The organism is Variovorax sp. RA8 (assembly GCF_901827175.1).
Classification (GTDB): domain Bacteria; phylum Pseudomonadota; class Gammaproteobacteria; order Burkholderiales; family Burkholderiaceae_C; genus Variovorax.
Genome location: NZ_LR594662.1, coordinates 148,916 through 166,065 on the forward strand (window position 1 = coordinate 148,916; position 17,150 = coordinate 166,065).

Genomic DNA, 17,150 nt, shown 5'->3' on the forward strand with positions numbered 1-17,150 from the left:
GCGCCGAGGCGCCGATGTCAATCCGAGGACAACCCGAACCCCGCCATCCCGTACAGTCGCCCCCGATGAGCACCTCCGCATCCCCCGCCCGCCGGAAGCGACCGGGCGCCAGCACGGCCCCGAAGGCCGGCGTGCAGTCGGTGGAGAACGGCCTCGACCTCATGTTGATCGTGGCCCACCATCGCCGCCCGATGAAGATCACCGACATCGCCGAGCAGGCGGGCATCGCGCCCAGCAAGGCGCACCGCTACCTGGTGAGTTTTGTGCGCACCGGCTTCCTGGCGCAGGACCCGGAGACCGGCCTGTACGGCATGGGCCCGGTGGCGCTGGAGTTCAGCCTGTCGTGCCTCGCGACGCTCGAGCCTGTCTCGCTCGCCACGCGCGCGGCCGAGCACCTTTGTGCGTCGCTGGGCCACACGGTCGCGGTTTCCGTCTGGGGCAGCTTCGGCCCGACGGTGGTGCGCTGGGAGCAGCCGGCGCGGCCGGTGATGGTCAACATCGGCCTGGGCTCGGTATTTCCGCTCTACCGCTCGGCGACGGGGCGCGTGTTCGCGGCCTTCCTGCAGCCCGAGCAGATGGAGGCCTACCTGGCCTCGTCCGCCAACCGCGAAGAGCCGGCCGAGACCGATGAAACCGTCGACCAGGTGCGCGAGCGCGGCATGGCGCGCGCCATGGGTGACTTCATGGCAGGCATGAGCGCCTTCGCGGCGCCGGTGCTCGACGACCGCGGGCGCCTGGTGCTCGCCATCACCGTGCTCGGCTACAAGGCCGGCTTCGACCACCGCTGGAACGGCCCGGTCGCGCAGGCGCTGCGCGAGGCGGCGCAGACCCTGTCACGCACGCTGGGCCACCAGCACGAGCGGCTGGCGCTGGGCTGAGGGTCGGAGCCCGGCAACCGCCGGCGAACCGACGAGCCTCAGCGCGCGCTGCCGTCGCGGGCGGGGGCGAGAGCGGCTGCGACGCGCAGCACCTTCTCGAGCTGCTCCACCGTGTAGGGCTTCTGCAACCAGAAGGTGCCGGGCGCGAGCCGCGGTGGCCGCGGCAGGCCGGTCGCGAAGATCACCGGAAAGCCGCTTTGCCGCTGCACCTTCTGGGCGAGCTCGAGCCCGGAGAGGGCGGGCAGGTTGATGTCTGCCATCAACACGTCGAAGGCACCGTCGAGAAAGCGGTTGATCGCCACCTCCGCGCTCTTCACCCCCGCGGCCCAGTGGCCGAGCGTGCGCAGCAGCTCCAGCGTGACCGCCAGCATGTCGGGATCGTCCTCGACCACCAGGATGCGCAGCTTGCGTGTCGATGCCGGCACGCGGGCGGCGGCGGTGCCGCTGGCCAGCTCGGCGCGCCGCTGCGCGATCCAGTCGAACAGGCAAAGCCGGAACTCCGCATCCCATGCCGGATGGGAGAGGGCATGGTCCGCGCATTCCAGCATCCGCACCTGCAGCGAGCGCGCCTGCGCGAAGGCCACCGCGTAGTTCTCGATGACCGGGCGCGGCACCGTGTCGTCGCTGCCCGATCCGACCAGCAGCACATCACCCCGGAAGCCGGCACAGGCGGCCAGCGCGCGGTTGTCCTTGGCGCGCAGCCGCAGCAGCCGATAGGCAGCCAGGTCGTCCTTGTCGAGCTCCTCCTTGGGCGTCGTCCAGCCGATGTCGCGATAGAGCGCCGGGGCGCGCAGCGCGAGCCAGCGCACCGGGCGCAGGGCACTCGCGAACGCGGCGAGGTAGCCGCCATAGCTGACCGCCACCATGCCGATCGCGTCGCGGTCGACTTCCGGCTCGGCCGCCAGCGCGTCGTACGCCGCCAGCACATCCTGCAGGTTGTCCTCGCGCGTCACCGCTGCCCGCTCGGCCGGCGACCAGCGCTCGTTCGGCAGGTCGACCAACCGGCAGGCCCAGCCTTGCGCACAGAGGTCGCTCGCCAGCGCGCGGTAGCGCTCGCGGTGGTCGTCGTCCCAACCGGGCACCAGCAGCGCCCCCGGCTTGCGGGCGGCGGTCGAAGAGGCCGGGCTGTCCATGGCGCTGGATTGTTGTAGACGAGGCACGCGTGGAAGATGCCGTCGTCCCGGCTCGCGGTCCGTCAGCAGCGACCGCGTGCAGGTGCCCGCCGATGGCTCGGTGCCCCGTCTCTACAATGCGGGCCCTTTCCCTGCCCCTGATTCGCGCGCCATGGACATTGTCGTCAACGAAGAACTCAAAGCCTATATCGACCCGTTGACGCCCGAGGAATACGAAGCGCTGGAGCGCAGCCTGCTCGCCGAAGGCTGCCGCGATGCGCTGGTGCTGTGGGGCGACGTGCTGGTGGACGGCCACAACCGCTACGGCATCTGCCGCAAGCACGGCCTGCCTTTCCAGACGGTGCAGAACGCACGCTTCCGCTCGCTCGAGGACGTGCACCTGTGGATGATCGACCAGCACCTGGGCCGCCGCAGCATCTCCGACTTCCAGCGCGGCGTGCTGGCGCTGCGCAAGAAGGAGATCGTGGCCGAGCGGCGCGCCCGTGCGGCGGCCAGCCCGGCGCCGACTCCCGACATCCCGGCGAGCGCAGTCCCCGCCGAGGCCAACGACAGCGCCGCGCCGCCCGCCCCGCTCGACAGCCGCGAGGCCGTGGCCAGGGCGGCACGCCTGAGCAGCAGCCAGGTGGTGATGATCGAGAAGATCCGCAAGCAGGCCGCGCCCGAGCTGGTCGCGGCCGTCAAGTCCGGCACCATCTCCATCAACGCCGCGGCCGCCGTCGCCACCCTGCCGGCCGAGGAACAGGTCGCCGCCGTGGTCGCCGGCAAGGACGAGCTCAAGCAGGCGGCCAAGCGCGTGCGCGAATCGAAGCGCAAGCCGCGCGACGATTCGGCCGATGCGCCGCAGGAAGGCGCGCAACCCGGAGACGACGAACTGAAGGCCCTGCGCCGTCGCGTCGCCGAGCTCACGGCCGAGAACGAGTCGCTGCGCCGTCTACTGGCGGCGCTGCAGGCGTCGAGCAATGCCGAGGAGGGGGCCGAGCTGCCGGCGCCCTTCTAAAGCGGGAGGGTCTAGTAGCGGATCTTCACGCCCGCCTTGATGCCCTTGTTGTCCCTCCCATCCGAGTGCGCGCCGGCGGAAAAGGAGACGTCGCCGCCCGTGCTGGCGCCGAGCGAGTAGTTCGGGCGCGCACCGGAGGTGTCCATGCCGCCGTAGAGACCGCTGCCGTCCTTTCGCTGCACGCCCAGCGTCCCGCCGTTCGCGGTCGCCGCCTTCTCGGTCGGGGACAAGTTCGGACTGACGTAGATGGAACCTTCGTCGTTGCTCTCGACGGGGAGCTTCGGCGCTTGTGCAAGGGCGGCCGCGCAGCAAGCGGCGAGGACGAGCGATGTCAGGAGGGGCTTGTTCATCAAGACAGGGACAAGGCGTCTGGCAAACGAACGACCTTATCTGAAGGCTGCAAGGCAGGGCAAGCCTTCCGGCCGCGATGCGATGATCCCGCCGTTGCCGTGCGGCTTCAAGGAGACAGAAATGTTTTCACATGTATTCGTGAGCGTGGCCGATTTCGAGAACGCCAGGGCGCGGTCGGGCTGAGCGACAGCTTCTGGACGAAGCTTCAGAAGGACTATGAGACAGCCATCGCCAAGGAAGAGCTTGCCGAAGAGCTCGCAACGATCGAGCTCCTCGAGGCTGCCTGACACGTACCGTTTGACGTAGCCGCAGCGGCGCTCAGCCGTTCAGCTCGCGCTTGCGCTCGATGATGCGCGACACCAGCCCGTACTCCACCGCCTCCTGCGCCGACAGCCAGCGGTCGCGCTCGATATCGGTCATGACCGCCTCGAAGGACTTGCCGGTCTCCCGCGCGATCGTCCTTGCGATGCGCTCGCGGGCCTTGAGGATCTCCTGCGCATGGATCGCGATGTCGCTCGCTGGCCCGCCGGCGCCGCCGCTGGGCTGGTGGATCAGGAAGCGCGTGTTCGGCAGGCAGAAGCGCCGCTCGCGCGGCGCCGCCAGGTACAGGTGCGTGGCCGCGCTGCCGACCCAGCCGGTGCCGATCATGCGCACCGGGGCCGCGATGAAGCGCACCACGTCGTGGATCGTGTCGCCCGACTCCAGGTGCCCGCCCGGCGAGCTCACCAGGATGTCGATGGGCGCGTCGCTGTCGGCGTCGAGCGCGATCAGGCGCCGCGTCACGTCGCGGGCCGAGGCGTCGGTGATCGCGCCGAAGATCAGCAGCGTGCGCGATTTGAAGGCCTTCTCCTCGAGGTAGGAACTGCTGCGCGGCTCGCCCGTCGGGGTGTCCGGTGCGTCTTCGGGGGTTTCCATGTCGTGTTGCTCCTTGACTGGATGAGGTGCCATGACGAACAGGCAGCTTACCTCCGCATCGCGCGGCGCGTCGTGCGATGAGGGCCGCTCCCGCAGGCGCATCGCGTGAACGCGGGATCGCCAGGACGCGCGCACCTGTCCACAATCGAGCCCAGGGATCGGGCATCTCGCCAGGCTGTCACACACCGATCCCCGCACGTGCCGCCGCGCGTGCTTCGTTTGCTTGTCAGTCAGGGAGCCGGAAAGAAGCGCTGCAAGGCCTCGGCCGTCGGGCGGGGCGCTTCCTCTGGAAAGAAGTGGCCTGCGTCGACGGCGTGGCCTTGCACGTCGTCGCTCCACGCGCGCCTCAGCGCGTGCGGCGCGCCCCGCTGTCCTCGATGGACTCGCCATCTTCCTTGGTGAAGGGCGAGATCCTGCCCACGGGCAGGATCTCCAGCACTTCCTCCGAGGGGCGGCAGAGCTTGGTGCCCAGCGGTGTCGCGACGATGGGGCGGTTCATCAGGATCGGGTGCTGCGCGATGAAGTCGAGCAGCTCGTCGTCGCTCCATTTCGGGTTGCCGAGGTCCAGCTCCGCGTAGGGCGTTCCCTTCTCGCGCAGCAGCGCGCGCAGGGGCTGGCCCGTGGCGGCCGCGATCTCGCGCATCTGCTCGCGGGTGGGCGGCGTCTTCAGGTATTCGATGACCGTGGGCTCGATGCCCGCGTGGCGCAGGAGCGCGAGCGTGTTGCGCGAGGTGCCGCAGGCGGGGTTGTGATAAATGGTGACTTCGGACATGGGGGGATTCTCGAACAATGCATGAATGCCGCGCCTGGGACCTGCCTATGGTGCCCACGGTGCTCATGTCCTCGAGCATGCCCTCGTGATGTGACGAGAGCGCGCAAGCACCAGAGAAAAAAGCACCGCGACGCGCGCGCCGCGGGCTCTTCCTTTCCTTCGCTTACTTCCTCACGCCGATCGCGCCCGAGCCGGCGGCATTGGCGCCGCCGCCGAGGGCCGGCACCGCACCGCTCACCGCATTCGTGGCGCCGCCCACTGCATTGGTGGCGCCGCCGACCGCGCTGGTCGCGCCCTGCACCCCCCCGCTCAGCGTGGAGCCGACGCCGCCCACCGTGCTGCCCAGCGTGCTCGCCGGCGTGCTGCTGGTGCCGGTGTCGGCACCCGCGCTCGCACCGGCCCGGGTTTGCGCGGACCCTGCGGCACGGCTGCCGCGCTGCTGGCGTTGTTGCTGTCCGGGTGCGGCCGCAGCGTCGCCCGATGCGTTGACGTCCGCCTGCACGCCGACGCCGACCCCCACCTTCGGTGTCTGCACGTTTTGCGCGTTGGCGAACCCGCCGGCGGCCAGCAGGCCCGCGAGCAGGGCGCCGAGAGCGATGCGGTTCGGGTGTTGTTGCTTCATGTGTGACGGTCCCTTTCGTTGATGAATGGTCACTGACAGAGAGAGAACCGGCTTGGGCGCCGGTCCGGGTGGACCATAGGGAAGCGTCCGCGTCGCACCGTGTGGGGAACCGGCGCTGGAGGGCGTGGGAGCCGGCCGTCGGCGAGATGTGTCGCTCATGCGTTGCAGTTTTTCCCGCTTTGACCATCCACTTGGATGGTGTTAGGATGGGATATGCCACGAAAAAGCGCTTCCCTCTCGGCCTCGCCCAGGCCGGCCGACGAAAAGATCACCATCAACGTCGGTTGCGTGGACCTCGGCCAGATCGACCTGCTCGTGCAGGAAGGCTTCTATGCCAATCGCACCGATCTCATCCGCACCGCCATACGCAACCAGCTCGCCACGCAGGTCGACGTCGTGCGCCAGGTCGTGTCGAGCAAGTCCCTGGTGCTCGGAATCCAGCACTACGACGCCGCCGGCCTGCAGGCCATTCAAGCGGCCGGACAGAAGTTGCAGATCCGGGTGCTCGGCCTGGCCGTGATCGCGGCCGATGTCACGCCGGCGCTCGCACTTGCCACCATCGAATCCATCACGGTACTGGGCGCGCTCCACGCGAGCCCGGCCGTCAAGGCGGCACTGGCCGCCCGCATCCGCTGACCCATCAACCCGAAGGACCCCGATGAACTTTGACCTCAAGCACCTGATGACAGAAGCAACCCGTCTGACCCGCGCCGGTGACCTGCAGGCGGCCACTGCCGCGATCCAGGCCGCGCTGCGCGGGCTCGAACCGGTTCAGCCGACGACCCGCGAAACAGGCGGCGCGATCGATGTCGAGGCGAGGCAAGTGCCCGAGGGCTCGCCGGCCGGCATCGTCGACGATGCGCCCGGGGCGTACGACGAGGTCTCCGTACCCGGCCGCTTCATCGCCGGCAGTTTTGCCGACGCGGCCAGCCGCCGCGACTACAAGCTCTACATCCCGCCCGAGGCGGGCCGAGGCCCCTTGCCGCTGGTCGTGATGCTGCACGGCTGCACCCAGGACCCTGACGATTTCGCGGCCGGCACAGCGATGAACGCAGCCGCACTGGCGCACGGCTTCTACGTGCTGTATCCGGCGCAGTCGCGCCAGGCCAACCCCCAGGGGTGCTGGAACTGGTTCAAGCACAGCCACCAGAAGCGCGGTCGCGGAGAACCGGCGCTCCTGGCCGGAATGACGCAGTCGGTGATGGCGCAACACGCAATCGACCCGCAGCGCGTCTATGTTGCGGGGCTGTCGGCCGGCGGCGCGATGGCCGCGATCCTCGGCGATGCCTATCCCGATCTGTACGCAGCCGTCGGCGTCCACTCCGGCCTGGCGGCCGGTGTCGCATCCGACCTGCCGGCTGCGTTGATGGCGATGAAGAAAGGCGGTGCCCTGCAAAGCCGCGCTTCCAGCGGCATGCCCACCATCGTCTTCCATGGCGATGCCGACGCGACCGTCCATGCGAGCAATGGCGAACAGGTCATCGCCGCCAGCGTCGGAAACACGACCACGGTCGAAGTCCAGCGTCTGAACGCCAACGGCGCCCGCGCCGCGACGCGCCGCTTGCACCGGTCAGCCGACGGGCGGGTCGTTGCCGAGCACTGGACCGTGCACGGCGCGCCGCATGCGTGGGCGGGCGGCAGCACCAAGGGCTCCTATACCGATGTTCGCGGGCCGGATGCGAGCGCGGAGATGCTGCGCTTTTTCTTCGAGCATTCGCGCAAGCCGATGCACTGAGTCGTGCGTTGCACGTGTGGCGCTGCCGGCCGCGCTCAAAGCGCGCTCGGTCCCTTCACGATGGCTCGAAGGGCTGAAAGAGGGTCGGCTGGTCCAGGACCAATGCATCGACGAAGGCGCGGGCGCTGGGCGCCCCGCCGAAGTAGTTGAAGTGCGTTGCGTCCAGGCCCTCGGCCAGCCAGGAGCTCGAGCCTCCGCGCCGTCGCGCGCCTGCGTACATGGAAGCGGTCTGCACCACCAGGTCGCTCTCCGCCCAGGAGGCGCCCCGGGTTCCCAGGACTTCGACCCAGGCCGCATTGCCGAAGCCCCGCGTGTTCCCGGCAATCACGCGCAGATCGCCCGGCAAGGGTTCGACCGGGCTGTTGAGCCATTGAATCAGCGGCGCGTCGGGCAGCAGGGATGCGATCCCGGGCACCCTCGAGGGCCCCGTGCGGGAGCGGACCGCTTCCACGAGGAAGGCCTCCAAGGCGGGCTGAGTGGAGATGTGCCCAAGCCGGAGGGCGTTCCTGAGCAGCGACAGCCAGATGTCGAGACGCTCTTCCTCGATCCTGATGCCCTTCGCAGGGCAGGCCACACGCACCACGCGATCGATGCTGACGTGCTTCTCGCGCATCACGCTTCCCAGTTCCAGCAGCGCGCGGCGGTCGGCCGCATCGGCATCGGCGGAGAAAAAGGTCGAAGCGACACGCTCGATCTGCGCGGGCTGCGCGGCAACGCGCGCCAGCACCTCGGCCACCAGCCCTCCGCTCGAATGCGTCGCCAGATGCACCGGCGCCGTGGACGGCAGAGCCCTGGCGAGCGTGAGAGCGGCGGCGACGGGACTGACGCCGAGGGTCGGATGGTCCAGCGCATACACCCGGTCTCGATAGGCGCGGAACAACTCATGGCGTGCCTGGTCATGCGCGGTCCACAACGCGCCGAACGTGCTGGCCGTAGTGAGGAAGACTCCGTGCACGAACACCAGGATCGGAACGCCGCCCGGAAACTCCCATGCCAGCGAGTCGGCGGTGGGGCTGCCCTTGAGTGCTGCCAGCGAGTCGGGCCGCAACGCGTACAACCCGGCGTCGACCTGGGCATCGAGCCGATGCAGCGCCTCGGCCAGCGTGGCGCTTGGGTCCTTCACGACGCCGCCCAGGACCTCGATGCGCGAGAGGAGCGGCGATGGCTGCGCAAGGCCGCCGGAGCGCTGGGCATCTGCGTTGCCCTCGCGGCGAAACAGCTCGGCGGCATTCGCAGGGTGCAGGATCAACGTGGCGCCGTCGGAGGTCTCGATGGCAACCACGTCCTCGCCAGCGACCGCAGACTCCAATTGCCGCGCGGAAGAGGGCAACGCTTCGGGCGCGTTCCCGGCCGCCTTGCCGATGCCAGGCACGTATCTCGCACGGCCTTCCTCCGTGGCATGCGCCAGCAGCAAGCCGCGAAGTGCCGCCCCCCGAAGCCCGGTGATCTCCATGTAGCGGGCTGCCAGGCCCACGACCGCTGCGCACGAGAACGACGTGCCCGACATCGTGGTGTAGCGCGCCGGCGGCAGTACCGGCCCGCCTGAGTCGCCACGCGTTCCCGCACCCACGGCGGCCAACGCATTGGCGCCAGGCGCCCAAAGATCCGGACCCTCCTTCTGCAGATTGCCCTCCGATGTCGCCGATGCGCGATTGCTGAAGCCGAGCGGCCGTCCTTCCTGGTCCAGCGCGCCCACCCCGAGCACCTCGGGCATCGAGGCCGGAAACTGCACGGGCTCCTGCGCGCCCTCGTTGCCGGCCGCGGCCACCACCAGGATGTCCTGCGCCGCGACCAGGCGCAGGGCGTGAGCGATCGCGCCATCCGATGAACCCATGCCGAGCGGCACGCACAGGATGTCCGGACGTTCATCGGGCGGCACGTTCAGCATGGCGTCGACGGCCCTGAGCACGGTGCTGGTCGCGCCGTGGCCCTGCGCGTCCAGTGCGGCGTAGGACTGCAGCCGCACCATCGGTGAAATGCCGACGAAGCGCCCTGCGATCACGCTCGCGACGGCCGTGCCATGGCCCTGCGGATCCGTGCGCGCGCCGTCGATGACCAGATGCTGAAGCTCAGGATGCGTGGCATCGACGCCGGTGCTGATGATCGCCACCCGCACCCCTATGCCGAAGGTCTCGCGCAAGCGCAGCTCGGGCAGGCCGAGCCACGCCGGCCAGTTGGGCGCCGGCGCAAGGCCCTCGCGCGCGTGGTCGGCGAGCACGTCGATGGGCGCGCCCGACTGCAGTTCGTCGGCCACCCTGGCCAGCTGCCTGTCCTTGCGTGCCAGCGGCGCCAGCGCGCGCAGCATCCGGGACCGGTCGCCGTGCAGGATCTGCACGAGCAGGTGGCGGTCGAACAGCACGCGGCGCGCACCCTCCGCGCCGCGGGCGGCGATCGCATGATGCAGCAGGTGGTCGCGCAGATAGGTCGGCGGCAGAAGCGGCGTGGGGGTGCCGAGCGTGAGTTCGCCCAGGATGCCTTCATGGGCCGCGCGCACCTCTTCTCGGTAGGCACTCTGCAGGAACTGCGACACCGCCGGGTGCAGCGTGGCGGCGGTGCCATCCGGCGTGCGGCATTGCCAGGCGAGTTGCACCGCGAGGGCTTCGCTGCCGGTCTTGCGATCGGGGTAGCCGGGGCGGCGCGCCGACATCACGATCAGCCCGTCGCGCTCTGCCGCAGTCAGCTGGCGCAGCACCTTCAGGCTGAGTGCGCCGTAGTTCGACTCCGGGCGCTCGGTATCGCGGCGCGGCCAGCGGCGGATCCCGCGCAGCCAGCCGGCGCCCACGATCGGCACCAGCGAGGGCACGCCCTGGTGCACGGACCACAGATCCCTCGCCTCCGTACCTTGCAGGCCCATCTGCACCAGATGGGCCTGGGCCTCGGTGGCGTCCAGGTGGCCGACATCGATGTCGCCCTGGCGTTGCATGCGTACGTCGATGCACGTGTCGCCGCCGACCCGGCCCTTTGCGCCGAAGCGGACCACGAGCCGTTGCAGGTGGGCCGCTGCGGGCTCGGCCGGCGGGTCGACGTCGAACCAGATTCCCCCGCCGAAGCGCGAGCGGACCGAATGCCGCCGCAGCACATTGCCCAGGAGCGTGCGCACACCCGCGCCCGGCATCGCGCGCAGGCGCAACACGCCACCCGATGCCAGCGCGAGCACGCGCTCGGCCAGCCGATCCTCGAGCGCGGGCCTTGGCACCAGGCCTTCCATCAGCGGCGGGAAATTGCGAAGCGCACCCAGCTCGGCGGCTGCCCCTTGCACATGGACCCCGCCGCGTTCGATCCCCGGCATCGACGCGCCACCCCCGCGCAGTGCGCGAAGGCGGCGCGAGAGCTCGAGGAAGGAACGCGCGGACGCCGGCAGGAACTCGGTACCGCGCGGGTCCCGGAGCAGGGCGCTGAAGCTGGCCAGCTTGACGCCGCTCTTGGCCTCGACGAAGCGCCGGATCGCCTCGCGCGATTCCGCCATCGCGCTGCTGGCCTGGCGCTGCTCCTCGCCCGACAGCGACCCGTGCAGCCATTCGCGCAGGCCGGGCACGAAGTCGAACACCATGTCCTGCGGTGCACCGCCGGGCGGCGAAACGCGCACCAGCAGCCCCGACAGCAACACCTCGGCAGCCGGCGCCAGGGAGCGCGGGCCGGGCAGCGAATGCAGCAGCAGGCGCATCACCGGCAGGGTGATCCATGTGCCGGCCAGCAGGCGCAGCAGGGCGAAAGCCTGCGCCGATGCGATTGCGCGAAAGCGCAGCACGCGTTCGCGCGCGGCTTCCGGCGTACCGGCGGGCGCGGTCGCCGCGCCGGCGGCCGGCACGCCCGGCGGCAGCACCGACGCCAGGTCGTCTTCGAGCGACACGGCGGCATGCTGAAGCAGGCGCGGCGACATGACGAAGTCGGCCCACGCCTCCAGCGCGGGTGCGTCCAGCGAGAGCATCGGCACGGCGTCCAGGCCCCCGCGATCGCGGAAGCCGCCGCGCCACACGTCGAGCCGTTGGAGCAATCGGTTGACGCTGCCGCGCTCGCGCGCGCGGACCAGTTCGGGCGCCTCGCCAAGCGCAGTGAAGCCCCAGGCCTTCGGCGGCAGCATCTGCACGATCGCCAGCACCGAACGCGCGCCGAGGTCGCGCACGAACTTGCGCAGCACGGGCCCTTCCCACTGCGCAGACGCGCCATGCGTCAACACCAGCGCAAGCAGTGGCCGTTGCGATTGCAGCATCGCGCGCGGCGCGCAAGGCATGCCCGACGGCGACTCCACATTCACCGCACCCGCCTTGATCGACCAGCGCCACAACCTCACCTGGCCGAACGCACCGTGGCGCGCGAGCAGGTTGCGCAACTCGATCAGCGTGTCCTCGAAGGCAAGCATCGCCTCGTCGCGCTCGGCAAGCAGCACGACGTCGAACCAGCGCTCCGCCACCGGCCGCAACACCGGCACCAGCGCATAGGCGCGCGTACCGGGCGCCGCGCCGGCCAGCAGTTCCGCGCAGGCCTGCGCGCTGGCCTCGGCGGTGGCCTGGGTGTCGACCACGCGCCGATTGGCCGACGGCCGCTTGCGCAGGAAAGGCTTCAGCGCCCGCTCGATCGCGGCGCGGCCCGGCAAGGCGTCGGCCACCGGGACCTGCACGCGGCGCGCACTGAGCTGCTCCTCTCCCTCCTTGCCGGGTTGCGCCACGAAAAGCGAGGTGCTGCCGCCGAACTGCTGCGGCGTGCCGTCACGCTCGGTGCGGTCGCCGCCATGGTGCCGGTCTGCCGAAGAAGACTTCTTCGCCGCGGGCGTGCCGCCCGCGTGCGCACCGGCGCCCGCCGTGGGCAGCTTGGCCGGGACGCCGGCGGGCGTTGCCGGCACGGGCAGGAGCCGCGCGAGCCACAGTGCATCCGCACGTTCCAGCGCATCGGCGCCAGCGATGTCGGTGCCCAGCAGGCGCAGCGCCTCGGTGAAGCGCCGCCGCCAGTCCTGCGGCCCCGGTGCAGGTGCGGTCGTCTGGGCCATGCGTGGGTTCCGTGGGCTCTGCGTCAGTCGAGACTCTTGAACAGCACGTCGAGGATGCGCTCCTGCTCCTCCTTCGACAGGCCTTGGCGCTGCGGGCTCAGGTACTGGGCATTGAGCAGCTGGTCGGTGGCCAGCGCACCTTGCTCGCGGCGGCCGAGGAACTCCTTGAGCAGGTCTTGCATCTGGGGGTCGCCCGCCATCGCCGGCAGATGCGCGCGCACGATGCTGGCGAGCTGGGTCTCGTCCGGATCGGGCAATGTGCACTGCACGCAGCGGCGAAGGAAGGGCGCCGGGAAATCGCGCTCGCCATTGCTCGTCATCACGATGAACGGGTATTCGCTGAAGCTGACCACGCCCTTGCGCACCGTCACCGGCTTGCCCTCGATGGAGCGCACCGCGACGTCGGGCTGGCGCGCGGCCACGCGCTGCAACTCGGCAATGCTGAACGAGCCCGTGTCGAGCACGCCGAGCAGGTCGTTGGGCAGGTCGACGTCGCTCTTGTCGATCTCGTCGATGAGCAGCGCGCGCGGGGCATCGGCCGCGGCGAGCGCGCTGCCGAGCGGCCCGAGCGTGACGAAGGCGCCCAGCTCGTCGAGATCATCTGCGGTGGCGGCGGCGGTGGCGGCCGCGCGGACCGCGTTCCTGGCGGTCTTCTGCGCCGGCAGCCCGCTCTCGGGCTTGGCCGCCGAGCGCGCCTGCTGCTGCTGGATCTGCTGCAACCGCGCCAGCGCGTCGTAGCGATAGAGGCCCTCCTGCAGCGCCGAACGCGAGTTGATGGGCCACACCAGCACTTCGCCGAGCCCGAGCTGTTGCGCCACCGAGTAGACCAGCGAGCTCTTGCCCGTGCCCGGCTTGCCGGTGATCAGCAGCGGCCGGCGCAGGTGCAGCGCGACATTGACCGCGTCGCGGACCTCGTCGGTCGCGCGAAAGGTGCTCGCGATCACGGCGCGGCGTCGCGGTCCAGGCTGGCGCCAGGGCGGCGGGGCGGGCAGCTTCACCTTGCTCTTCGCAGGCTTGGCATCCGGGTCGTAGATCTTCCAGGTGGCCATGTCGGGTCCTCGTTGCGTGGATCAGGTCGGCGCTGCGCCCAGGGTCTGGAAGCGCTGTGTCTGCGCATAGGGATTGCGGTCGGGCTCGTCGAGGAAGAGCACCAGCTCGGGCAGCTTGCTGCCGCTGCGCGCCTGGCAGAGCGCTTCGGGCAGCTTGTTCAGGCGTTGGCCGGCGAGCCAGTTGCGCACCGTGGCCTTGAAGGCGGCCGCGTCGGCCGGCTCCACGCCGGGCCACAGCATGTAGGGCTCGCCGTCGATCAGCTGCTTGAAGAACTTCTCGAGGTTGCGGCCTCGCTGCGCGGGACTCGGCGGCAGGTAGATGAGGCCCAGCACGTGCGCCTCGTCCTCGCCGGCCGCGGGCTGCTCGTCGTCGAAGCGGCAGTGCAGCTGTGCGCTGGCGCGGGCCCGCTCCTGGGCCTGCCGGCCACGCTGCTGCCAAAGTGCCGGCTGCAGCTTCGATTGCTTGCCCTGCAGACGGTCCTTCCAGCGCCAGCAGATCGGCCAGACCGCGTCCAGCCCCACACGCTGCAGCGCCGCGCCGGTTTCCGCCGGGATGCCGGTGAGCTCGCCCATGTCGATGCTGTAGCTCAGCCACTCGCGCTGCCCGCACAGCAGCAGGAAGGGGGCCAGCAGTTCCACGCGCACCGGCCGCACCTCCCCCGCCTGGACATGGTTGATGAGGGTGTTGAGCTGCTCGCCCATCGGCCCTTCGAGCGCCAGCTCCGCGCCCGGCTCGATGACGGACTCGCGCAGCAGCCAATACCGCTGTACCGAAGGTTCCGCGGCATTGGCCGGGAGTTCGAGTTCCACGTAGATCACCACCGAACCCTTCGGCAGCTCGGCGGTGGGCTGCACGGCGGCCAGCAGCGGCGCCATCAGGGGATCGGCCTGGAGGTCGGCATCGAGCCGCGCCGCGGCGGCCGCCGAGCGTGCGGAAGCGCCGGGCGCGGCCGACTGCTTCATCGCCATCAGCATCAGGCGCAGCAGGGCGGCATGGGAGCGGCCCTGGTTGCGCGCCACGTCGCGGTTCATGTCGAGCGACCACAGCAGCAGCTCGCGCAGCTCGGCGAACTGCGGCGCGTGGCGCGCGTCTTCGTTGACCAGGTGCCGCGCGAGCTCGGTCCACTGCGGCACGCTGAGGCCGAGCGCGGCCAGGCCGGGGGCCCATTGCTGCACCAGCTTCACGCGGCCCCAGGCGTCGCGCAGCAGGTCGGGCTCGGGCGCATCGGGCGCGTTCCGTTCGATCTTCCTCGCCATCGCCTCGACGGTGTCGTCGCGGATCGCCTTGGCCAGCGCGGCCGGTGTCTCGCCGGTCGATGCAACGTCGAGCCACAGGTGGCGAAACAGCACCTCCGAGAGCCGGGCCCGCCTGGCGTGCGCCGCCATGGCCTTGTCGTCATCGCCCGAGCTGGAGCGGCTGGACCACTGGTCGCCCGAGCCTTGCGTCCACTCGAAGCGCACCGGCCGCGAGGCCAGGCTCTCGACCCGGTCCATCAGCAGCGTGTCGAGCGGTCGCGGGAGCGGCGGCCAGTCGATGGCCTTCAAGACGTCGAGGGCCATGCTCGCCAGCGTGGGCTCGAACGGGTTCACCGAAGCGATGGCGGCAGCCGTGGACGCGAAGTAGAAGTGCTGCCGGCGCGAGGTCTTGCCGGTGCCGCTCAACTGCACATTGCCGGGCCGGTCGCTGATCACCTGCGCGCAACTGTCGATCACCCCGATCTGCAGGGGAGGCATCCGCGCGCTGCGCAGGTGCTGCAGCAGGGAGTCGAGGTCCCACGATTGCAGGTTCTCCAGGTCCTCCGTGTCCTGCGTCAGCAGGTAGCGCTGCCGGTTGTTCATCACGCCATGGCCGATCCACAGCAGCAGCAGGATGTCGGCGGGCTGGGTGCGGGCCACCTTGCCCACCGAAGCCCGCAGCGACGCCGCGTCGGCACGGTGTGCCTCGGCGCCGTTCCGCAGCCGTGGGCGCAGCGCCTCGATGCGGGCCGCTTCATCCGAGCCCGGCGCGGCACTCACGTTCAGCAGCAGTTCGACCTCTTGCCGGTCGCGCAGCCATTCGGCCCACTCGAGGGCCCGGCGCGACACCGGCGCCTTGAAGTCGAGACTGTTGCGCTTGCCGGGCGGCGCGGCGTGGCATTCGACCGCGACGATCCACGCCAGGATGGAGGCCACGCCTCATCCGCCTTTCAAGAAGTCGGCGATCGCCGGCCAGACCTGCGTGCGGTTGCTGAAGTAGGCGCCGTGCGCTTCGGGAAAGGGCGCGCCGTTGTCGACCTGCAGGTCGAGCACCTTGCCCTTGAAGATCCCGGCGGCCGGGTAGCCGAGGATGTCGTTCTCGTCGTAGATGTTGAGCCAGCGCTCCGGAAAGAAGTCCGGCAGGCCGGAGCCGAGCACGCGCGAGGCCAGCGCATCGATCTCGTAGAAGAAGGCCGCCTGCGAGCCGACCGTGATCAGCACATCCACCGGGCGTTTCTCCAGCGCCAGCCAGTCGACCGCAGCAATGCCGCCCAGGCTGTGCGCAAGCAGCACCCGTGCGCCGGTGTTCTCGACGTTGAGGCCGATGAAGTCGCGCAGGGTCGAGCCGCGCGCCTGGTAGCGCAGGATGTCGCCGACCACCGGGCTGGTGAGGTCGGTGAGGCTGCCACGCCGCCGGCGGCCGTAGGCGGTCATGCGCTCGAGCAGCCAGTCCTTGATGCCGGCCGGCGGACCTCCCAGCGGCGGCACCAGCGCATCGGCCAGTGCATCGCGCATGGCCACGGCGAGCGTCGGCAGGTTCAATTCGCGCAGCCGCGCCTGCAGGCCGGCCACCAGCGCGCGTGCGACGAGCGGGCTGGCGGCTGCCTCCGACAGCGTGAGCGCGGTGACCACGGTCTGCCATTCCACGTCGGCGAGCACCGAGTCGATGAAGGGCGCCCACTGCGCGGGCAGGCCGGCGTTGGACAACAGCGCCTCGATCGCCGCGTCGTCGCGCAGCGCGGCGATACGCACCCCCCAGATGTCCGGCCCGGGCGGCGCACCGAGGTAGGCCTCGTCGGGCGCGACGCGCAGTTCGATGAGCGGATCGTCGGCCAGCAGCGTCCAGCGGGCGCGCTGCTGCGCGTCGAGCGAGGGCGTCGGGTCGCCGGTGCGCACATAGCTCGGCACCGAGGCGCCGTGCTTGTTGAGGGCGGCGCCGAACGCATCGCCCCAGGGGCAGGGCGCGATCTTCCAGCCTGGAAGGTACTCGGCCACCTGCGCCTGCAGCAGCTTCATCGACGCGGCAAGGCCTTGTTGGCGAACGCCGGTTCCATGGATGAACAACAAGGTCGATGTCATGCGAACCGCCCCTCCGGCATTGGATGGCACGCATGCTCAGGCCTGGGCTGCGCTCCGTCAACCCCAATCCGGGGGAGCCCTAATCGATCCAGGGACCGCCCAGCATGGCTTGTATATAGGCGGCGACCTTCACCAGGTCCTCGTCGGACAGCGGGATCGGCGGCGCGTCGACCAGGTGCTCGGCGACCATGTGCAGCTTTGCCGCTGCATTGGGCTGCTCGTGGAGCAGAACCGCGATCGCCGTGGTCTGGGCAACTGCCCGCAGCTCGAGCGCACGGAGTCGCGCATCGACTTCTTCCATTTCCATTGAGCCTTCCTCCCTGAGGGCAAGTTGAGGAAACTGGATTCTGCTTCCAAAAGCGGGGCACCTCATGCCGAGGTCCGGCGACGCCTGCCACC

At 70.2% G+C, this 17,150-nt stretch carries 15 protein-coding genes; 5 read left to right on the forward strand and 10 right to left on the reverse strand.

The features are described from left to right. Positions 1 to 65 precede the first annotated feature (65 nt). A complete protein-coding gene (locus E5P3_RS00690; RefSeq protein ID WP_162584234.1) occupies positions 66 to 878 on the forward strand; it encodes an IclR family transcriptional regulator in 813 nt (270 codons plus the stop codon). A gap of 38 nt (positions 879 to 916) precedes the next feature. On the opposite strand, the gene E5P3_RS00695 is transcribed toward E5P3_RS00690, so the two are convergent. Continuing rightward, complete coding sequence (locus E5P3_RS00695; protein WP_162584235.1) at positions 917 to 2,011, reverse strand: response regulator; 1,095 nt, start codon at positions 2,009 to 2,011, stop codon at positions 917 to 919. A gap of 151 nt (positions 2,012 to 2,162) precedes the next feature. On the opposite strand from E5P3_RS00695, the gene E5P3_RS00700 reads away from it, so the two are divergent. Then, the gene (locus E5P3_RS00700) at positions 2,163 to 3,008 is read left to right on the forward strand and encodes a plasmid replication/partition related protein (RefSeq protein ID WP_162584236.1); all 846 of its coding nucleotides are present in this window, start codon (positions 2,163 to 2,165) and stop codon (positions 3,006 to 3,008) included. An 11-nt stretch (positions 3,009 to 3,019) separates the two neighbouring features. On the opposite strand, the gene E5P3_RS00705 is transcribed toward E5P3_RS00700, so the two are convergent. Continuing rightward, a complete protein-coding gene (locus tag E5P3_RS00705; RefSeq protein WP_162584237.1) occupies positions 3,020 to 3,358 on the reverse strand; it encodes a hypothetical protein in 339 nt (112 codons plus the stop codon). Between E5P3_RS00705 and E5P3_RS00710 the strand changes: the two genes are divergently transcribed. Next, the gene (locus E5P3_RS00710; protein WP_162584238.1) at positions 3,351 to 3,542 is read left to right on the forward strand and encodes a hypothetical protein; all 192 of its coding nucleotides are present in this window, start codon (positions 3,351 to 3,353) and stop codon (positions 3,540 to 3,542) included. The two genes, E5P3_RS00705 and E5P3_RS00710, sit on opposite strands and share 8 nt — an antisense overlap. Positions 3,543 to 3,677: 135 nt before the next feature. Here the strand turns inward: E5P3_RS00710 and E5P3_RS00715 are convergent, their stop codons facing one another. The 3 genes from E5P3_RS00715 to E5P3_RS00725 all read right to left on the reverse strand — a co-directional run bounded on the left by E5P3_RS00715 (position 3,678) and on the right by E5P3_RS00725 (position 5,668). Continuing rightward, positions 3,678 to 4,274, reverse strand: a complete 597-nt coding sequence (locus E5P3_RS00715; RefSeq protein WP_162584239.1) for an ATP-dependent Clp protease proteolytic subunit — start codon at positions 4,272 to 4,274, stop codon at positions 3,678 to 3,680. A gap of 346 nt (positions 4,275 to 4,620) precedes the next feature. Then, positions 4,621 to 5,046 carry an arsenate reductase (glutaredoxin) gene (gene arsC / locus E5P3_RS00720; RefSeq protein WP_162584240.1) on the reverse strand — a complete coding sequence of 142 codons (426 nt, stop codon included), beginning with the start codon at positions 5,044 to 5,046 and terminating at the stop codon, positions 4,621 to 4,623. Positions 5,047 to 5,209: 163 nt separating this feature from the next. Then, positions 5,210 to 5,668 carry an adhesin gene (locus tag E5P3_RS00725; protein ID WP_162584241.1) on the reverse strand — a complete coding sequence of 153 codons (459 nt, stop codon included), beginning with the start codon at positions 5,666 to 5,668 and terminating at the stop codon, positions 5,210 to 5,212. 213 nt (positions 5,669 to 5,881) lie between these two features. On the opposite strand from E5P3_RS00725, the gene E5P3_RS00730 reads away from it, so the two are divergent. Then, positions 5,882 to 6,304, forward strand: a complete 423-nt coding sequence (locus tag E5P3_RS00730) for a CopG family transcriptional regulator (protein ID WP_162584242.1) — start codon at positions 5,882 to 5,884, stop codon at positions 6,302 to 6,304. A gap of 22 nt (positions 6,305 to 6,326) precedes the next feature. After that, complete coding sequence (locus E5P3_RS00735; RefSeq protein WP_162584243.1) at positions 6,327 to 7,403, forward strand: extracellular catalytic domain type 1 short-chain-length polyhydroxyalkanoate depolymerase; 1,077 nt, start codon at positions 6,327 to 6,329, stop codon at positions 7,401 to 7,403. A gap of 55 nt (positions 7,404 to 7,458) precedes the next feature. Here the strand turns inward: E5P3_RS00735 and E5P3_RS00740 are convergent, their stop codons facing one another. The 5 genes from E5P3_RS00740 to E5P3_RS00760 all read right to left on the reverse strand — a co-directional run bounded on the left by E5P3_RS00740 (position 7,459) and on the right by E5P3_RS00760 (position 17,058). Beyond that, complete coding sequence (locus E5P3_RS00740) at positions 7,459 to 12,387, reverse strand: SAV_2336 N-terminal domain-related protein (RefSeq protein WP_162584244.1); 4,929 nt, start codon at positions 12,385 to 12,387, stop codon at positions 7,459 to 7,461. A gap of 23 nt (positions 12,388 to 12,410) precedes the next feature. Then, complete coding sequence (locus E5P3_RS00745; protein WP_162584245.1) at positions 12,411 to 13,436, reverse strand: AAA family ATPase; 1,026 nt, start codon at positions 13,434 to 13,436, stop codon at positions 12,411 to 12,413. Between the two features lie 21 nt (positions 13,437 to 13,457). Continuing rightward, the gene (locus E5P3_RS00750; RefSeq protein ID WP_162584246.1) at positions 13,458 to 15,608 is read right to left on the reverse strand and encodes a hypothetical protein; all 2,151 of its coding nucleotides are present in this window, start codon (positions 15,606 to 15,608) and stop codon (positions 13,458 to 13,460) included. A 3-nt stretch (positions 15,609 to 15,611) separates the two neighbouring features. Further along, positions 15,612 to 16,751 carry a hypothetical protein gene (locus E5P3_RS00755; protein WP_162584247.1) on the reverse strand — a complete coding sequence of 380 codons (1,140 nt, stop codon included), beginning with the start codon at positions 16,749 to 16,751 and terminating at the stop codon, positions 15,612 to 15,614. A gap of 79 nt (positions 16,752 to 16,830) precedes the next feature. Continuing rightward, the gene (locus tag E5P3_RS00760) at positions 16,831 to 17,058 is read right to left on the reverse strand and encodes a hypothetical protein (RefSeq protein ID WP_162584248.1); all 228 of its coding nucleotides are present in this window, start codon (positions 17,056 to 17,058) and stop codon (positions 16,831 to 16,833) included. Positions 17,059 to 17,150 lie beyond the last annotated feature (92 nt).

Excerpts from the sequence above, each read along its gene's own strand:
- E5P3_RS00690 (WP_162584234.1), top strand. The coding sequence starts at position 66 with ATGAGCACCTCCGCATCCCCCGCCCGCCGGAAGCGACCGGGCGCCAGC.
- E5P3_RS00695 (WP_162584235.1), bottom strand. The coding sequence starts at position 2,011 with ATGGACAGCCCGGCCTCTTCGACCGCCGCCCGCAAGCCGGGGGCGCTG.
- E5P3_RS00700 (WP_162584236.1), top strand. The coding sequence starts at position 2,163 with ATGGACATTGTCGTCAACGAAGAACTCAAAGCCTATATCGACCCGTTG.
- E5P3_RS00705 (WP_162584237.1), bottom strand. The coding sequence starts at position 3,358 with ATGAACAAGCCCCTCCTGACATCGCTCGTCCTCGCCGCTTGCTGCGCG.
- E5P3_RS00715 (WP_162584239.1), bottom strand. The coding sequence starts at position 4,274 with ATGGAAACCCCCGAAGACGCACCGGACACCCCGACGGGCGAGCCGCGC.
- arsC (WP_162584240.1), bottom strand. The coding sequence starts at position 5,046 with ATGTCCGAAGTCACCATTTATCACAACCCCGCCTGCGGCACCTCGCGC.
- E5P3_RS00725 (WP_162584241.1), bottom strand. The coding sequence starts at position 5,668 with ATGAAGCAACAACACCCGAACCGCATCGCTCTCGGCGCCCTGCTCGCG.
- E5P3_RS00730 (WP_162584242.1), top strand. The coding sequence starts at position 5,882 with ATGCCACGAAAAAGCGCTTCCCTCTCGGCCTCGCCCAGGCCGGCCGAC.
- E5P3_RS00735 (WP_162584243.1), top strand. The coding sequence starts at position 6,327 with ATGAACTTTGACCTCAAGCACCTGATGACAGAAGCAACCCGTCTGACC.
- E5P3_RS00740 (WP_162584244.1), bottom strand. The coding sequence starts at position 12,387 with ATGGCCCAGACGACCGCACCTGCACCGGGGCCGCAGGACTGGCGGCGG.
- E5P3_RS00745 (WP_162584245.1), bottom strand. The coding sequence starts at position 13,436 with ATGGCCACCTGGAAGATCTACGACCCGGATGCCAAGCCTGCGAAGAGC.
- E5P3_RS00755 (WP_162584247.1), bottom strand. The coding sequence starts at position 16,751 with ATGACATCGACCTTGTTGTTCATCCATGGAACCGGCGTTCGCCAACAA.
- E5P3_RS00760 (WP_162584248.1), bottom strand. The coding sequence starts at position 17,058 with ATGGAAATGGAAGAAGTCGATGCGCGACTCCGTGCGCTCGAGCTGCGG.